The organism is Reichenbachiella carrageenanivorans (genome assembly GCF_025639805.1).
Classification (GTDB): domain Bacteria; phylum Bacteroidota; class Bacteroidia; order Cytophagales; family Cyclobacteriaceae; genus Reichenbachiella; species Reichenbachiella carrageenanivorans.
The window spans coordinates 1,817,510-1,833,427 of record NZ_CP106735.1; the positions used below are offsets into that span (position 1 = coordinate 1,817,510).

Consider the following 15,918-nt stretch of genomic DNA (forward strand, 5'->3'; position numbering starts at 1 on the left):
TTTTATCATTTTTGGTATATGCTTACAAAAAAAACGCTACTGCGTAGTTATACAATATCGCCAGTATCAAAGTCAATTTCAATAGTCAGACCAGAATTTGCTAGCGATTATCCTGCTAACTGTTATTCAAACAAGGTGTAGTTGCCCAGCTGGTCTACAGAAGATTGGGGTTTAATCAAGTGTTCACCATTGTTTGAAACATTGGTGATTAAAGGAGATACAGAGTGGTAAGTGATCTTTTCTGTCCCATCGGTATTATGCAAAATTTGCATCAATTCTTCGGTTGTAGAATAGCTGTCGAGCCATTTTTTTTCTAGGTCAATTGGGAGTACGCCAGGCATGTGTGTGCCAAACTCTGGCGTGTTGTTGTAGTTGGGCACTTCGATAATTCTGAACGTATAGTGCACATGACCTTCCATGTCTTCGTTTTCTTCCCAGATGCCTGGTAAGCTAATGAGCGGTTCAGAAGGGTTGTGAAAATAGTGTGGTGTTTTTCGTTTCTTGCCGTATTGTTTCCAGAGGTAAAAACCATTCGCAGGAATCAAACATCGATGTTTTTCTAGGGCAGACCTCAAAGTAGTCTTCGAAAGGAGCTGATCTCTATCGCAGGTCAATAGTTTAGGAGAAATACTTTTGTTGTTAGACCACTCCTTATTAGTGCCCCAGAATAGGAATGAAATTTTGTTTTTTGCCGCATCGGTCACTATTGGTAGTTGTTGGGTAGGGGCGGCGTTGTAGTTGGGTACCGTAAACTCCTCGCCTTTCAGTCCGAATCTGGCATTGATGGCGTTAAAATCCGAGTATATCGTGTACCTATCTATCATATATTTTTTCTCTAGTGCTGGTTGATGAAATCAAATGCCCGATCTTCCGACCAATAAGTACCCTCTCTTCCGCTGGAAGAGAAACCCACATGGCCGCCAAATTTAGGCATCTCAAAATAAACATTTTTCGAAGTTTGGAATTTTGTTTGATCAAAACAAGATTCTGATAGAAAAGGATCGTTTAGTGCATTTACTAAAAGTGTAGGTATTTCTATGCCCTCGATAAAATTGACGGCACTGCATTTGGCATAATAATCATCAGCCGAGTCGAATCCGTGTAATGGAGCCGTTACCACATTGTCAAACTGGTACATGTTTTCTACTTGCATCAGTCGATCCACATTGACCGACCCTGGGATTTTGTCATTTTTTGCTCTGCCTTTTATTTTCAATGATTTCAAAAATCTTTTGCAATATAAAAAATTGTGAGGCTTATCTATTTCATGGCAACACCCTTTGAGGTCGATAGGTACAGAAAATGCAAAAGCGGATTTGATCCTAGGGTCTCGTTTGCTCTCGCCCAAATATTTTAAAGTCAGGTTGCCTCCCAAGCTAAATCCACCAAGTGTAATATTAGGTATGTCTAAGGTTAACGCATGATCTACTAAAGTAGAAAGATCTTGAGTAGCCCCACTATGATAAAAACGAGGCGTATTATTCATTTCTCCACTACATCCGCGGTAATTCCAGGCGATCACATGCCATCCTTCTCTGTGAAACCGCTTTACCATGCCTTCTATATAAGGTCTATGGCTATCTCCCTCTAGCCCGTGCGATAAAATGAGAAGTTTGTTCGAGTTGGTTTTGTACCAATCCAAATCTAGAAAATCACCATCAGGCGTATCTATTCTAACTCGCTCGTAATCGGGCAGGTTTTTTACTTTTCTAGTGATTCCAGGAATGATCGTTTCGAGATGCCGATTAAAAAGCAGTTTCGGTCTCTGGTAGTTTGAATTAGATATTATCGGCATTGAAAATAACTACGTGTTTTTTTTGTTCAAATTTAAAATTTTAAAATTTTTGAACCCATTCTTTCCGAAAACTATATTTTTTGAACCTAATACTAATCGACAATCAAACTTTCGGGATAGATTAATTTGATTAAACCTCTATTTCGGGCTAATTTAGCCTTTCGATTTTCAATTAATCAAAAACAATGGCGGAAGTAATAAAGATGCCTAAGATGAGCGACACCATGGAAGAGGGTGTAATCGCGTCTTGGCTAAAAAAAGTAGGGGATGAAGTAAAATCAGGTGACATTCTGGCGGAGGTAGAAACCGACAAAGCCACCATGGAACTTGAGTCTTATGACGACGGAGTATTACTTCACATTGGTGTAGAAGAAAAATCTGCAGTTCCAGTTGATGGAGTTATTGCTATCATTGGAGAGAAGGGAGAGAAAATTGACGACTTGCTAGCAAGCTTGTCTAGCGGTGCACCTGCACCAGCTGCCAAAGAAGAAGCACCAGCAGCGGCTCCCGCTCCTGCTCCAGCAAGCGCAGAAAAAATAGACACCTCTGGAATCAACGCTCAGGTCATCAAAATGCCTAAGATGAGTGATACTATGGAAGAAGGCGTAATCGCCGCATGGATCAAAAATGTAGGCGACGACGTGAAGTCAGGAGATATCCTTGCAGAAGTAGAAACAGACAAAGCCACGATGGAGCTAGAGTCTTACGACGATGGTGTCCTACTATATAAAGCAGTAGAAGCTGGAAATGGTGTACCTGTAGATGGTGTGATTGCCATTATAGGTGAAAAAGGCGCCGATTTCGAAACCTTACTTAAAGCTGAAGCAGCTAATGCAGCCGCTCCAGTAGCAGAAGAAAAGCAAGAAGCAGCTCCTGCTCCTGCCGCTGCTGCTCCAGTAGCACAATCCGCTCCAGCTACCAATTCAAATGGTCGTGTCATCGCGAGCCCATTGGCGAAAAGCCTAGCCAAAGAGAAAGGATATGACATTGCGCAAATCCCAGGATCAGGCGATGGAGGAAGAATTATAAAGAGAGATGTAGAAGCATTCGTGCCAGCAGCCACACCAGTCGCAGGTGGCGTAGTCGCTTCAGGCCCTGTGGGCGTAGAAAGCTACGAAGATGTGCCAGCTTCTCAGATGAGAAAAGCGATAACGAAAGGGTTGACTAATAGCCAGTTTGGAGCTCCTCACTTCTATTTGACCATGGAAATAGACATGGACAAGACGATCGAAGCAAGAGCAAGCATCAACGAACTGGCACCAGTTAAGATTTCTTTCAATGATATTGTAATCAAAGCAGTAGCAGCTGCATTGAGAAAGCACCCAGATGTGAATACTTATTGGATGAGCGATACCAATTCGATTAGAAAGAATCATCATATCAGTGTAGGAGTAGCCATGGCTATCGAAGATGGACTAGTTGTGCCTGTAGTGAAGTTTGCTGATAACAAGTCACTAGCACAAATTTCTGCTGAGGTGAAAGAATTTGGTGTGAAAGCCAAATCTAAAAAACTTGGATTGGATGAAATGCAAGGCAATACGTTCACTGTATCAAACTTGGGTATGTTTGGGATTGAGCAGTTTACTTCGATCATCAATGCGCCAGAATCTTGTATTCTAGCGGTGGGTGCTATCAAACAAGTACCTGTCGTGAAAAATGGAGAAATTGTACCAGGCAACGTAATGAAAGTGACACTGACCTGCGACCACAGAACGGTGGACGGAGCAGCAGGTTCTGCTTTCTTGCAGACGCTGAAAGGCTTCATAGAGGACCCAGTTAGAATCCTCATCTAAACAATATTGAAAAGGAGAGGTTAACCTCTCCTTTTTTTATACGTTTGAATTTCCTTTAAGCAAATAAGATATGTCGAAATTCCCGAAGATCAGATCTACTACAGTCTGCGCGATCAAACACAATGGACAAGTAGCCATTGGTGCCGATGGCCAAGCCACACTAGGCAATACGGTTGCAAAAAGCAACGTGAAAAAAATTAGAAAACTCCAAGAGGGTAAAATTGTAACAGGTTTTGCAGGTTCAACCGCCGATGCTTTTACACTCTTGGAACGTATGGATGAGAAACTAAACTCCTTTGGGGGCAATATGAAGCGGGCAGCGATAGAATTGGCCAAAGATTGGCGAACGGATCGTTACCTGCGAAAACTCGAAGCCATGCTTATCGTAGCGGACAAGGATGAAATTTTAGTGGTTTCAGGCACTGGAGATGTACTTGAGCCAGATAATGACATTGCTGTGATAGGGTCGGGTAGCATGTATGCTCAATCAGCTGCATTAGCATTGAAAAAGCATGCAGGAGATAAGCTAACTGCTGAAGAAATGGTACGAGAAAGTTTAAGTATCGCTGCCGATATTTGTATCTATACCAATCACAATCTGGTTATCGAAAAGGTAGGGAAATAATAATCTGACTCCATTCAATATCAATTTGATGGTTTTTCCTGTTGACGAAATTTGAATCCGAATAGGTTCAGAGATATTTTTGCCTCTATGAGGCTATTGGCTACATTTGCGTCCCTGACCAAAACAGGATAGACTAAAATTGAACAACCCATGAATGCCAAAAAAATAACCCTTAATGACCTGCACGAATCCCTAGGGGGAAAGATGGTGCCCTTCGCTGGATACAATATGCCAGTACGATACAGCTCAGACAAAGAAGAACATAACCAAGTACGTGAAAGTGTAGGAGTGTTTGATGTCTCTCACATGGGCGAATTTCTCCTCGAAGGTCCTCAGGCACTGGACTTGATCCAACGAATAAGTAGCAATGACGCTTCAAAATTGGTGGATGGTCAAGCTCAGTATTCTTGTTTGCCAAACGAAGAGGGTGGAATTGTCGATGATTTGATTATCTATCGTATGGCTGCTGAAAAGTATTTTTTGGTAGTGAATGCTTCTAATATTGAAAAGGATTGGGATTGGATAACTAAATTCAATACCGAAGGCGTGAAGATGACCAATCTTTCGGATGAGTATTCTTTGTTTGCCGTACAAGGCCCGAATGCAATAGCTGCTTTACAAAAACTAACCGAAGTTAATCTCTCAGAGATCAAATTTTATACGTTTGTCGAGGATAAATTGGCTGGTATAGACGATGTAATCATCTCCGCAACAGGTTATACGGGAGCAGGAGGGTTCGAATTATACATCAAAAACAAAGATGCAGAAGCTGTCTGGAAAAAAGTATTCGAAGCAGGAGCCGAATTTGGTATCCTACCAATAGGGTTAGGGGCTAGAGATACTTTGAGATTAGAAATGGGGTATTGCCTATATGGCAATGACATTACTGATACGACCTCTCCGCTTGAAGCTGGCCTAGGCTGGGTAACCAAATTTTCCAAAAAATTCACTAATTCAGAAAATCTCGCGAAGCAAAAGGAGGAAGGAGTTTCTCGCAGACTCGTAGGATTTGTTATGGTCGACAAGGGTATTCCTAGAGGGCATTATGAAATCGTCGATGCTGATGGAAACGCGATCGGAGAAGTTACTTCTGGCACTATGTCTCCATCTATGGGGGTGGGTATTGGCTTGGGCTACGTGAAAGTAGGTCATCATCAAGCAGATTCAGAAATTTATATCCAAGTTCGAAATAAGTCACTAAAGGCCGTTGTGACCAAATTGCCACTTTATAAAAAATAATATTGAAAAGGAACATAGACGTTTGTTTGTCTCCTGAATTGATCCATTTGTATGATCTTGAAGGAAAAATAGTAGTAGTAGTAGATATATTGAGAGCTACCTCCGTGATGGTTACGGCCATGGCGCATGGTGCCAAAGAAATCATACCAGTAGCTACACTAGACGAGGCAAAGTCTTATTTGGATCAAGGATATTTGTGTGCTGCCGAGCGAGGCGGCGCGCAAGTAGAGGGTTTCCCGTTGGACAATTCTCCTTTTAGTTATATGAATGAAGAGATCAAAGGGCAACCGATAGTGATTACAACGACCAATGGCACCTTGGCAATCACTAAATCTACTTCGGCTGATCAAGTGCTGGTAGGCGCTTTTATCAATATACAAGCAGTGGCAGATTATATCGTTCGTCAGGGCAAAGACGTGATCGTGCACTGTGCTGGCTGGAAGGGTAAAACCAATATGGAAGACACTCTTTTTGCAGGGGCATTAGTAGAACTGCTGTGCGAATCTCATGATTTGGCATGTGATACAGCACACCTTTCTCTCAAGTACTATCAGTCAGTAAAAGACAATTTGTTTGAGGCGGTAAAAAATTCGGCTCATGCAAAAAGATTAAACAAACTCGATGTGATCAAAGACATTGAGTTTTGTGTCGGTCAAAGTATCTATGACCTTGTGCCTGTTTTGGAAGGGGATAAGTTGGTTGCTGTTAAGTAGCCTGAGGACTCAAGTGTTTTGCTAGCCGTTGGTTTCCTTTATAAATTTTTTCTTTTCTGTAATTTTCAAAATGCTTTTCATGGATTGTGAGGAGATCGTCATAAGGGCCTCTGGGAGAAAGTATCTTTGCCAAGATAGGAGCTGTTTCTAGCATAAGGAAAAGCATAATAATGAAAATATTGGCATAGTAAATCGTATCATATTTTTCTCCAAGTCGATTCAGTGCAGTCAGCTGAAATGAAATGCCGTTGATCTCGCCTATTTCTAAGTGACTCAGAGCTTCTTGTCTGTTTTTTTCAAGTGAATGAACCTGAGCTAAGATATTTCCCCTAGTTACTTTATTCGATGATTTTAATTCGTCCAGTTCTTTTTGAGCCAAATCTGCATTGGCCTTTTTGATTTGATAGATTGGGCCAGGGTTTACTTTTCCAGACCCACCAGTGCCATCGGCTTCTTGTCGAGCAAGGTCTAGCAATTGATTCCTTTCAGCCGTTTTAGTTGTGATGGATAGATCTAGAGCTTGTAGTATTTGATTCAATGAGTCCAGTGATGTGGAGAACCGAGCATTCACTACCTGTTCATGCTTAGCGATCAATTCTTGTTTGATCAATGTCAACTCTGTTGAAATTTCCTTTTCGAATATTTTCAATTCTAATGGTTTGGAAATGACCAAAGCGATAAGGCTAGCAAGCAATAAACGAGGAATGGCTTGGAGATAGGTGCGCCCAGTTGATTTTCGTATGCTGAGTACAATAAATCGATCCAGGTTAAAAATCATTAACCCCCATATAAGTCCAAATGAGATGGAAAGTAAAAGGTGGTCAAATACAAAATAGAGTGCGTAGGCCGAAGAAATAGCTGCTAGCAAACCCGTGAAAAATACGCTAGCACCGATGCCGACAAATTTACTAGTATCGGTAGGGCATCTATTGAGCATAGATTGGGATGCGCCAGCGCAATAACAAAAAAACCGTTCGATTTTTTTCATTTGAGTGAGTTATTTGACCTTGAAAAAATGAGTAGGCGAGTGACCTAATTCATGACGTTTTGAATACGATTTACGACAACACCCTTGCTGGAAGCATAAAGAGCGCTCGTATGAAAGCAAAGCCACCTTCTACGGCAATACCAATCAATCGAAAGGGGAGGAGGATGAGCCAAATAATAGGATATATGAATAAAAGGAATAGCGCCAAAGGCCAGCATATGACAAGTAAAATGAGCCAGAGAAGAAGTTTCATAATGTTGAGTTTTAGACTTTTTAACGCATCTTTTTCGATTTTGTTGAGGTGTGCTTAAGTCTTGTGTTTACTAAATCCGTTCTCCAAAATTTGTATGTGAGTATAAATGCCCTAATTTTAGAGCAATTGGCATAATATTCGCTTCTCACAGACAAAATTAACACTATGAAAAAGTCTCTTCTTGTTGTTGTTGCATTGCTTTTGGGCTTTGCATCTTACGGACAAACAACAACTGAAAATGTTAAGCTTGCCTTGAATGCTGGAAGTGCCAAAGAACTAATCAAGTATTTCAATGATGTAACGGAGCTTAAGATCGACGATACAGGAGCTAATTACAGTAGAATACAAGCCGAGTCAGTTTTGAAAGAGTTTTTTCAGCAAAACCAAGTTGAAAATTTTGACTACATACACAAAGGAGCTTCACCAGAAGGTCTTAAGTATAATATCGGGATGTACAACGCCAAATCAGGAGCCTTCAGGGTAGTTGTTTTATTAAAAGAAGTAAAAGGCGAGTACGTAGTAGATACAATGAATTTCAATAAAGAATAACCTCCCCCCTTTCCTTAATTCCTTATTTTCAAATCTTGTGTCAGTTTAGTAAAGCCCTGTGACAGGTTTCTAAAGTGAATGCATGTCCCTTCATTAATCTGACAGACGATGGCAATCATTATTGTCAGAATAGTTAATCTTTTTGGCAGATACGCAAATCTGAGGTATTGTTACTTTGGGGTATTACTAAACTCAAAACGTATGCATTTTATATGGTATAACCCTGACCTCAGAGAGTATAAATATGGAAACGTGGCTGACTTTAATAATGAAATAGAAAGAGCCTATAACCCCAGAGCATATACGGTGCTCATGGAATTTGACAAGAATGCTGAACATCTTGCTTGCAAGATTATACAGCAATTAAACATTGCAAATACGCAATCTATCGTAGGAATTGCTTCGTAGATCGAAAAATGAATAGATGTCGTTGTGTTTTGTACTACTATTAAGGACGGTTCGTTTTTAATACGTGCTTTACGAAAATGGCAGTTGTGTAAAGTAAACTGGCAGACTCGGACACAAGGAAATAGGTTTATTTGTAACGTTAATATATTGGCTATGCATCTTATTTGGTATAATTCTGTAACCAAAAAGTATGAGTACGGAAGTTCGCTAGATTTCAAATCGTTGAAAGAAAGTAACAAAGAGGGAGACGACCTCACTATACTCATGGAGTTTACCAGAGATGACAAAGTGTTAGCACTCAAGATTATTGGGGAGTTGAACATAGCTAAATCAGAACCTCTCATGGTGGTTTGAAACCATGACTAAAATAAGCAACCTTTTTCTCATAGCTTATCCTGTAGACGGCAGGAAATAGTGTTAATAAACGAACCCCGGCATTTGTCGGGGTTTATTTTTTGTCAAAAAAGAAAGAAGGGAAAGCCAGTCGTTCTTTTTGACCAAGTAGGTTCAATTTGAATTGAGATTTGAGAAAACCAAAACCATAGCCTAGCAACTGTATGAAAGCAGCTGGTATGGCTAAGCTAGCCACCACTAGGGAATTGGATCGAAGTGCGTCCAGGAAAGATAAGTATAGCATATACCGCCAGTGGTAGCAGGACGATATTACCTAACCATATCGTAGCAGCCAACAATAGTATCACCCCACAAAAGAAGGCACTAGGCAAAAAATAGACTAGTTTTTGAGTGTCTGGATACCACTGGTTGAGAATCACTCGTACCACACCAAATTTGTAGACTTGTTTGATGAATTTGCTAAAATCTATCCTGCGTTTATGAAATACAATAGCTTCTCGAATGAGAGAAACCTTGTAACCTGCACGCATAATTCTAAAACTTAAGTCTGGATCTTCTCCTGGGTGAATGTCAGAAAAGCCACCGATAACTTCATACACTTCTTTTTTTAAGCCCATGTTGAAACTGCGTGGCTGGAATTTGTCTAGTTGTTTTTTGCCTCCTCTGATTCCTCCCGTAGTAAAAAAGGAGGTCATGGCATAGTTAATCGATTTTTGCACATTGGAAAAGGATTCATGTGCGGCATCAGGGCCACCAAATGCATCAGGTTGTGCTTTTGATATGGCCTTGTCGAGCTGTTCAAAATAGTCAGAGGGCAATACACAGTCAGAATCAAAGAACAGGAAGTAGTCTCCGTTGGCTTTAGCCATGCCAAAATTTCGGCTGTCTCCAGGGCCTGTGTTGGACTTGTAGAAATAGTAAATAGGTAAGTCATACTCATTGATCAAAAAATCTGATTTCTGATCTGAACCATCTTCTACCAGTATGATTTCGAAAGGCTTGGTGGTCTGAAGTTGCAGACTGTCTAGCATTTCGCGCATTTCGTCTGGGCGATTAAAAACAGGTATGATAATGGAATATTTGGGATGGCTCATGAGGATGCTGTACTTCCCTGCAATGATAAGCTTTTGAGATTATTTATCCTTCTACGCTTTAGAATGCGATCTATATTTTTTGAAATTTATATTGCGCGATGTTTTGACCACTATAGATCTGTAGCACGTAGATGCCTGCATTGAGGTTGGATATGTTGATGCCGTTTGTGTCGGATGCCTGAACAAGACCTTCTCTTAATATTTCACCTGACAAGTTGAATATCGCATAAACGACTGACCCAAGCGACAAGGTATTGATGAAGAGATCAGTAGTGGCGGGATTTGGGTAGATGGAGAAGCGAGGTAGCTCCTCGGCCACGTGCGTAATGACCAACTGGTCTGATTTGACAGAGCATCCAGCTTGTGAGGTGCCTGTCACGTGATACACACCGCCACCTTGATAAGCCAAGGCATCTGTAGTGGCATCATCGATAGCTAGGCCATCTTTATACCATTGGAGATCGGATAGCTCAGTGCTAACGACGAAATTCCCATTGGGGTCTGTTGTGATTTGTAAACTATTGTTTGATGTTTGAATCTCAAAGGTATTGACACTTACCAAATCTTCTGCTTCTTTGATGTACAAGGAATACTCACCTTCCGGCAAATTTTGTATTAAGTTAGACGTTTGATAATTCTGACCATCTGCGCTGTAGGTTAGCGCACCTGTTGCTGAGGCTAATACTTCTACCGATCCGTTTGTAGAGGTAGATGAGCAATAGGTGATGATATCTTGAATTTCCAGATCTGTGTCTACTACTTCTAATTGGATCTCATCCAGATAGAGGTTGTTGCCATAGCCATTGATAGATTTGAATGCTACTTTAGCATGATCCCAAGAGGCATCGAAAGTGAATAGTATTTGATCATTTTCCCACTCTGAGCTTTTGGGTACGAAGCTCGAAGACTTGGGCAAGGTCGTAGCGAGCTCTTTGTGAGTCCAAGCATAGAGTACTTCCCATTCGTCCGAACAGGACTCGGCTGTTACAATAGCCAAGCTATCTTTGTAATCCACATCATAATAGGCGTATGCTCGGTCGAACGACAATCGGTAGGTTTTGTCTTTGGTTATGGATAGGTCGTCTAAGATAAGATAATCTTCCTCCCCGGTTTTATTGTAGTTAGCAAAATCCATCAGTATGGAGTGGCTGCCAGTGCTGGATGCTACACTAGTCACCTGAAAAGTATAGCCACCATCATTGTTTTGTATAGAAAAAACAGTCTCATCGCTGAGCTCAAAGCCTGTGGTCAGGGATAAGGCTGGCTCTTTCTCACTACGGCTTACGACTTCTATCAGCTCGGTGATGGTTTTGGTGTCTGTGTTGTCATCTTCGTCGGTGATGGTGAGCGTCACATTGTAATGGCCTGCAGTGGCATAGGTGACTTTAGGGTTGGGTACATCTGATGTCTGGGGCGTCCCTCCTGGAAACTGCCACGACCAGCTACTCGCTGCAATGGATTTGTCTGTGAATGACGTACTACTTCCTTCGCAGACCAAAGAGCTACTTACTTTGAAATTAGCATCTAGCGGTTCGGAGAGTAAATATTGTCTAGCTGTGGCATAAGTATTGGCTATGGTGGTGTATTGATCGTCACTAAACTGAGTTCTGCATTGTTTTAGCGAATAGGACATGATGTTTCTTGTATCAGGCGAATAGGCTTGAGCGTTGGCATCTAGCGCAGTGCCAGTATAGTTGCAGCTGTTGTCCACCGCGTCACTTAGGTTGGGGTCAGCGGGCGTGTCGCAAATTCTGTCACCTGCCGTTGTACAGTTGGATCCATCTACCAATTCATCAGAGCTGCCATCATTGGAGATGCCGTGTGTGTGATATAAGTCGAAAAAGTGCCCGAGCTCATGTGGTAGTGTACTGCCATTGATGGCGCATATATTAGCCATTAAAATACGATCAGGTCCACCAGAAAAGTGTGCATAGCCGCAGTAGGTATTGTCACCGCTAGAAACAGAATTTGTAAAATAAATATTGATCGTATTTTCAATATCATTGGCGATCCCTAAATAATATTCGTCGGATTGTTGAAAATCATAATAGCGATCGTCGTCTATATAATGGATGTTTCCAATGATATAAAACTGCATATTAGCCTTGGCATAGAAGACATTGACATTATCCAAAGCCTCCATCAGATCCACTTGAGAAAGGCCTTCTGTGCCTGTAGTATTTCGAATGATATGTGCTGATATGGCTACCATTTGTATCTCTGTAGATAAGGACCGTTGACTCATGCGTGTTCGTTGATCGATTTGCTGCATTTGCTTTTGGGTAGGCGTGGCACCACAGGGGATCAGGTCTTGTGCTTTGGTGGTCAAGATGGTTAGTAGTAGCCCCGTGATTAGCGAAAGTAATTTCATATGTTATGTTTTAAGTCAACCTGGCAGCCAACCAACCGACGCTTGGTTGATTAATACCTGATAGGTGTTGGTTTGGTTAAAGTCTAGACCTTGAGCGGTGATGTCCGCTTTATAACGTCCTCCTGCTTGATATTCCTGCCATTGACCGTCCGTTAGTGTCAACTGTAACACACCTGCTGTGGCTACAAATTCCTCTTGGTTGGTTTTGATTCTTCTGATTACGTCATTGCAAAGCGTCGTTGAAATATCTTGATCGAATTTTCTAAGCCTTACGATGACACCGTCTGTCTCTTGAGACAAATCCCAATGGTTGGTCGATTCTAATGTCACTTTTTTTGTGTCGATATAGACTTGGATATAAGACTTATTGTCCTCGCTCAATTGGTAAATGACCAAATGACTACAAGAGATTACTGATCCAGTCAAAAAAAGATCTTCGCTGGCACTCATAGTACTCCGTGTGGCACAGTTGGTTTGTGAAAAAAGTATAGTGATAGTGACTAAGGAAATAATTTTTTGGATGTTCATGGGGTGATGTATTTCAATAAAGGTACTTGACATTTTGTGTCAAGGTTTTATGAGTCATGAGGGGTGAAGTTCAGGATGTTTAGCTCTTGGCTTACAATACCTCTTTAAGAAACGCCAAGGCGGTGTCGTAAAACTTCATAACAATCCTGCGTTGATCTTGAATGAGATTGTGATCTACTAATTGGCTAACAGGCAGTACGGCACCTACCCATTCATCTTGGTGCCAGTGTGCATTCAGGTCGTTGAGGTCGATCAGCTTTTTGGTAGGATAGGGCCATGGAGAGCAGTAAAAATACGGTTCGTTGTAGTGTTTATCACCTGGAGACATACCCATATTGATGCTACGCGACGTTTCTGGGTCGCCTGTGTCTAGCAGAGTCACTCGGGCTGCTATGTCAAAATGATGCGGCCAGCATTTGATCTCAGACCCATTTTCCTCTTTAGAAACGATCTGTTTGAGTAAATAGGCTGTGTTGTGATAGAGCTTGCCTAGTTCGGTAGCTGCTGCTTGGCTATTCAGATGAAAAGGTTCTTTTTTGGCTGTAGGATATTCTGGAATGGTATATGGATAGGCCAGATTTATTTTAGAAAAGTCTGCGCCCAAGCGGCTCAGTTCATGTTCGAGCCAGACCATGATGTCGGTTTGGCGTTTGTCTTGCATCGCAATCGATGAGATGGTTTGAAATTGCTGATCGACTAGATAGACCTCAAATTTTTGCAAGCTGATAGAAGACCTGAATTTGATGTCTGCCTCTATCCATCTGCCTACGAGCCTTTGGAGGTCAAAGTCCCACTCTAGGTTGGCGTTTTCGTCGTCGGCACAGTGTGGTAGAAAAGATCTGCCTACGGCAGCCACATTTTGGATGGCTTGATGAAACTGTGCTCGTGTTTGTGCAAGCTCAGACAACTCAGGAAAAGTAAGCAATTGCCAGTCTTTATTCATTGGTCCTTATTATAGGTGAAAAATAATCATAGTCATTGGCGTTACGCCAAACTTATACCTTTCATTATTCTGAATTGTTTGACCGCCGAACTGTCCGTCATCCCCGATATATAATCGGTGATTTCTAATACAGACTCATAAGGACTCGACGCCCAATCTAATTTAAATTGTACCTCTGAGGGGAGCAAGCGGTATACACTTTTGTGTCGGCCAGAGTACTTGTTTTTGTTATAAAATTTGCAAAATACCGCTTCGATAAATGCTTCTAATAACCCATCGATGATTTCGTAACCGGCTGCTTCTTTCTCTAATACTTGTCTGCTTTGATAAATTCGTTTGATAGAAAAGTCGCTCAATTTTTTGAGTGTCGGTGTAGTAGGGATCAAATCAGTAAGTGCTTTGTCGAATTCGCCATTTAGGATCTCCCCTTCGTGTTTCATATAGGCCTGAGAGGTTTGGTAGATCAGTGTATTGATCGCTACCGCCCGAAGTACGCCAATTTTTTCTTTGTCACTGGCTATGTTGTCCAGTTTTTCAGGGTAGTAGTTGTCGCCTAGGATCTCTGCCAAAAAATCCCTCGTTTCTTCAAAAGTGACCAGGCCCAATCCAAATCCATCTTCTAAGTCTATAATGCTGTAGCAGATATCGTCCGCTGCTTCTACCAAAAAGGCCAAGGGATGACGAGCGTAGGCTTCTTCGGATGTAGAAAGTTTGGTTAGCCCTAGTTGCGAGGCTACTTCTACGAAAGCAGATTCTTCCGCCCTGAAATAGCCATGTTTTTTTTGACTTTTCCGATCGTTGTCTCGGGTTGTCAGACTCGACGAACAAGGGTATTTGGAGAAAGCAGCTAGCGTGGCAAAAGTAAGACGAATCCCTTGTTTTTGGTTTTTAGTCAATAGTCTAAAGCCTTGTGCATTGCCCTCGAATCGGATCAGATCATGCCATTCTTCGGAAGAGACTTTGGTTTTTATTTTCTGCGCTTTTTCGTTGTGCAAAAAGTAGTCAGAAATAGCTTGCTCCCCAGAGTGACCGAATGGGGGATTGCCCACATCGTGTGCCAGTGCAGCAGCACCCACCACCGCGCCAAAGTCATAGGGAGTGAGGTGAGAAAGCTCGGGGTATTTTTCTATGACCGCAGCACCTACGTTTTTGCCCAGCGACTTGCCTACACTCGATACCTCAAGACTATGTGTCAGTCGAGTATGTACAAAATCCTGATCAGGCAAAGGGAAGACCTGAGTTTTGTCTTGAAGATTTCTAAAAGGGGCACTGAAGATGATTCTGTCATAGTCGATCTCGAAATCACTCCTTAGTGGATTGGCTTTTTTGTCTTCTTTTGAGTCTCCGAAACGAGCCGATGACATTAGTTTTTTCCAATTCATCATAGGGTTAAGGTTGGCGGTGGACAAGCGTACTGCTGGCTTGCGCCGTTGGAAATATGGTGATGTCGGCAATTGTCACATGAGGAGGTCTGTCTATCACGAACTTGACCATTTCTGCTATGTCCTTGCCATACAGCGGCGTGATGCCTTCGTAGACGCTTTTGCTTTTTTGTTTGTCTCCTTTGAATCGCACCATCGAAAATTCAGTTTCCACCAGCCCTGGGTGGATGCCGATCACACGGATGCCGTATGGGTTCAGATCTAGTCGCATGCCTTTGGTGGCGGCATCTACACCAAATTTAGATGCACAGTACACATTGCCCTCAGGGTATACTTCTTTGCCTGCTATAGAGCCAATGTTGATGATGTCACCAGATTTTTTGGCTACCATTCGAGGGGAGATGACTCGAGTTACATAGAGTAGACCCTTCAGATTGCCATCGATCATGGCATCCCAATCGGCCAGTTCTCCTTCGTGAATGGGCGACCTACCGTGGGCATTGCCAGCATTATTCACAAGTACTTCTATGTCTTGCCATTCTGTGGGTAAACCGTCGATGGCACTTTGTACAGCTGTGGCATCTGATACGTCAAAAGAGAGCGTGTGTACTTTGGATTTTGCGCGGAGCTCACTGGCCAGTTTAGCCAATTTTTCTTTACGCCTTCCGCAAATAATCAAGGAATGGTCTGGAGCCAATATTCTTGCGATGGCCTCGCCTATGCCTGAAGTGGCGCCAGTGATAAAAGCAATTTTTTTCATTTTTAGAATGATGGTCATTGATCCCCCGAAATTACAAGGAATCCATGAGATATCTAAAGCGAGCTTTTATTAATCCATCAAGTTGATGGTTCATCTATTTGATTAACGGTAATTCTCTTGTAT

17 protein-coding genes are annotated in these 15,918 nt (G+C 42.0%); 7 read left to right on the plus strand and 10 right to left on the minus strand.

What is annotated here, in order from left to right; translation table 11 throughout:
- Positions 1-122: 122 nt before the first annotated feature.
- Positions 123-824 carry an SOS response-associated peptidase gene (locus N7E81_RS07330; protein ID WP_263052638.1) on the minus strand — a complete coding sequence of 234 codons (702 nt, stop codon included), beginning with the start codon at positions 822-824 and terminating at the stop codon, positions 123-125.
- Positions 825-835: 11 nt separating this feature from the next.
- On the minus strand, positions 836-1,795 hold the full coding sequence (locus tag N7E81_RS07335; RefSeq protein WP_263052639.1) for a YheT family hydrolase: 960 nt from the start codon (positions 1,793-1,795) through the stop codon (positions 836-838).
- 185 nt (positions 1,796-1,980) lie between these two features.
- Between N7E81_RS07335 and N7E81_RS07340 the strand changes: the two genes are divergently transcribed.
- The 4 genes from N7E81_RS07340 to N7E81_RS07355 all read left to right on the plus strand — a co-directional run bounded on the left by N7E81_RS07340 (position 1,981) and on the right by N7E81_RS07355 (position 6,165).
- Positions 1,981-3,588, plus strand: coding sequence for a pyruvate dehydrogenase complex dihydrolipoamide acetyltransferase (locus tag N7E81_RS07340; protein WP_263052640.1), 1,608 nt, complete (start codon positions 1,981-1,983; stop codon positions 3,586-3,588).
- Between the two features lie 70 nt (positions 3,589-3,658).
- Positions 3,659-4,213, plus strand: coding sequence for an ATP-dependent protease subunit HslV (hslV, locus tag N7E81_RS07345; protein ID WP_263052641.1), 555 nt, complete (start codon positions 3,659-3,661; stop codon positions 4,211-4,213).
- Positions 4,214-4,363: 150 nt separating this feature from the next.
- Positions 4,364-5,452, plus strand: coding sequence for a glycine cleavage system aminomethyltransferase GcvT (gene gcvT, locus N7E81_RS07350; RefSeq protein WP_263052642.1), 1,089 nt, complete (start codon positions 4,364-4,366; stop codon positions 5,450-5,452).
- A 2-nt stretch (positions 5,453-5,454) separates the two neighbouring features.
- The gene (locus tag N7E81_RS07355; protein ID WP_263052643.1) at positions 5,455-6,165 is read left to right on the plus strand and encodes a 2-phosphosulfolactate phosphatase; all 711 of its coding nucleotides are present in this window, start codon (positions 5,455-5,457) and stop codon (positions 6,163-6,165) included.
- Here N7E81_RS07355 and N7E81_RS07360 read toward each other — a convergent pair.
- Positions 6,158-7,153, minus strand: coding sequence for a DUF4407 domain-containing protein (locus tag N7E81_RS07360; protein ID WP_263052644.1), 996 nt, complete (start codon positions 7,151-7,153; stop codon positions 6,158-6,160). The genes N7E81_RS07355 and N7E81_RS07360 overlap by 8 nt on opposite strands.
- Before the next feature lie 70 nt (positions 7,154-7,223).
- The gene (locus N7E81_RS07365) at positions 7,224-7,406 is read right to left on the minus strand and encodes a hypothetical protein (protein ID WP_263052645.1); all 183 of its coding nucleotides are present in this window, start codon (positions 7,404-7,406) and stop codon (positions 7,224-7,226) included.
- Positions 7,407-7,571: 165 nt separating this feature from the next.
- On the opposite strand from N7E81_RS07365, the gene N7E81_RS07370 reads away from it, so the two are divergent.
- From N7E81_RS07370 to N7E81_RS07380, 3 genes are all read left to right on the plus strand, one after another.
- Complete coding sequence (locus N7E81_RS07370) at positions 7,572-7,955, plus strand: DUF4783 domain-containing protein (RefSeq protein WP_263052646.1); 384 nt, start codon at positions 7,572-7,574, stop codon at positions 7,953-7,955.
- A gap of 201 nt (positions 7,956-8,156) precedes the next feature.
- Complete coding sequence (locus tag N7E81_RS07375; RefSeq protein WP_263052647.1) at positions 8,157-8,363, plus strand: hypothetical protein; 207 nt, start codon at positions 8,157-8,159, stop codon at positions 8,361-8,363.
- 153 nt (positions 8,364-8,516) lie between these two features.
- Entirely contained in the window at positions 8,517-8,717 is a 201-nt protein-coding gene (locus N7E81_RS07380; protein ID WP_263052648.1) for a hypothetical protein, read from the plus strand.
- A gap of 227 nt (positions 8,718-8,944) precedes the next feature.
- Here N7E81_RS07380 and N7E81_RS07385 read toward each other — a convergent pair whose 3' ends face one another.
- The 6 genes from N7E81_RS07385 to N7E81_RS07410 form a co-directional block, all read right to left on the minus strand.
- The gene (locus tag N7E81_RS07385) at positions 8,945-9,811 is read right to left on the minus strand and encodes a glycosyltransferase (RefSeq protein ID WP_263052649.1); all 867 of its coding nucleotides are present in this window, start codon (positions 9,809-9,811) and stop codon (positions 8,945-8,947) included.
- A 70-nt stretch (positions 9,812-9,881) separates the two neighbouring features.
- Positions 9,882-12,182 carry a T9SS type A sorting domain-containing protein gene (locus tag N7E81_RS07390; protein WP_263052650.1) on the minus strand — a complete coding sequence of 767 codons (2,301 nt, stop codon included), beginning with the start codon at positions 12,180-12,182 and terminating at the stop codon, positions 9,882-9,884.
- A 15-nt stretch (positions 12,183-12,197) separates the two neighbouring features.
- On the minus strand, positions 12,198-12,743 hold the full coding sequence (locus tag N7E81_RS07395; protein ID WP_263052651.1) for a hypothetical protein: 546 nt from the start codon (positions 12,741-12,743) through the stop codon (positions 12,198-12,200).
- Between the two features lie 58 nt (positions 12,744-12,801).
- Positions 12,802-13,653 (minus strand): hypothetical protein, encoded by an 852-nt coding sequence (locus tag N7E81_RS07400; RefSeq protein ID WP_263052652.1) that lies wholly within the window; start codon positions 13,651-13,653, stop codon positions 12,802-12,804.
- A gap of 41 nt (positions 13,654-13,694) precedes the next feature.
- The gene (locus N7E81_RS07405; protein ID WP_263052653.1) at positions 13,695-15,038 is read right to left on the minus strand and encodes a deoxyguanosinetriphosphate triphosphohydrolase; all 1,344 of its coding nucleotides are present in this window, start codon (positions 15,036-15,038) and stop codon (positions 13,695-13,697) included.
- A gap of 4 nt (positions 15,039-15,042) precedes the next feature.
- Positions 15,043-15,795: an SDR family NAD(P)-dependent oxidoreductase gene (locus N7E81_RS07410; protein ID WP_263052654.1), complete on the minus strand. Its 753-nt coding sequence runs from the start codon at positions 15,793-15,795 to the stop codon at positions 15,043-15,045.
- Between the last annotated feature and the right edge of the window lie 123 nt (positions 15,796-15,918).

Excerpts from the sequence above, each read along its gene's own strand:
- N7E81_RS07330 (WP_263052638.1), bottom strand. The coding sequence starts at position 824 with ATGATAGATAGGTACACGATATACTCGGATTTTAACGCCATCAATGCC.
- N7E81_RS07335 (WP_263052639.1), bottom strand. The coding sequence starts at position 1,795 with ATGCCGATAATATCTAATTCAAACTACCAGAGACCGAAACTGCTTTTT.
- N7E81_RS07340 (WP_263052640.1), top strand. The coding sequence starts at position 1,981 with ATGGCGGAAGTAATAAAGATGCCTAAGATGAGCGACACCATGGAAGAG.
- hslV (WP_263052641.1), top strand. The coding sequence starts at position 3,659 with ATGTCGAAATTCCCGAAGATCAGATCTACTACAGTCTGCGCGATCAAA.
- gcvT (WP_263052642.1), top strand. The coding sequence starts at position 4,364 with ATGAATGCCAAAAAAATAACCCTTAATGACCTGCACGAATCCCTAGGG.
- N7E81_RS07360 (WP_263052644.1), bottom strand. The coding sequence starts at position 7,153 with ATGAAAAAAATCGAACGGTTTTTTTGTTATTGCGCTGGCGCATCCCAA.
- N7E81_RS07365 (WP_263052645.1), bottom strand. The coding sequence starts at position 7,406 with ATGAAACTTCTTCTCTGGCTCATTTTACTTGTCATATGCTGGCCTTTG.
- N7E81_RS07370 (WP_263052646.1), top strand. The coding sequence starts at position 7,572 with ATGAAAAAGTCTCTTCTTGTTGTTGTTGCATTGCTTTTGGGCTTTGCA.
- N7E81_RS07375 (WP_263052647.1), top strand. The coding sequence starts at position 8,157 with ATGCATTTTATATGGTATAACCCTGACCTCAGAGAGTATAAATATGGA.
- N7E81_RS07380 (WP_263052648.1), top strand. The coding sequence starts at position 8,517 with ATGCATCTTATTTGGTATAATTCTGTAACCAAAAAGTATGAGTACGGA.
- N7E81_RS07385 (WP_263052649.1), bottom strand. The coding sequence starts at position 9,811 with ATGAGCCATCCCAAATATTCCATTATCATACCTGTTTTTAATCGCCCA.
- N7E81_RS07390 (WP_263052650.1), bottom strand. The coding sequence starts at position 12,182 with ATGAAATTACTTTCGCTAATCACGGGGCTACTACTAACCATCTTGACC.
- N7E81_RS07395 (WP_263052651.1), bottom strand. The coding sequence starts at position 12,743 with ATGTCAAGTACCTTTATTGAAATACATCACCCCATGAACATCCAAAAA.
- N7E81_RS07400 (WP_263052652.1), bottom strand. The coding sequence starts at position 13,653 with ATGAATAAAGACTGGCAATTGCTTACTTTTCCTGAGTTGTCTGAGCTT.
- N7E81_RS07405 (WP_263052653.1), bottom strand. The coding sequence starts at position 15,038 with ATGATGAATTGGAAAAAACTAATGTCATCGGCTCGTTTCGGAGACTCA.
- N7E81_RS07410 (WP_263052654.1), bottom strand. The coding sequence starts at position 15,795 with ATGAAAAAAATTGCTTTTATCACTGGCGCCACTTCAGGCATAGGCGAG.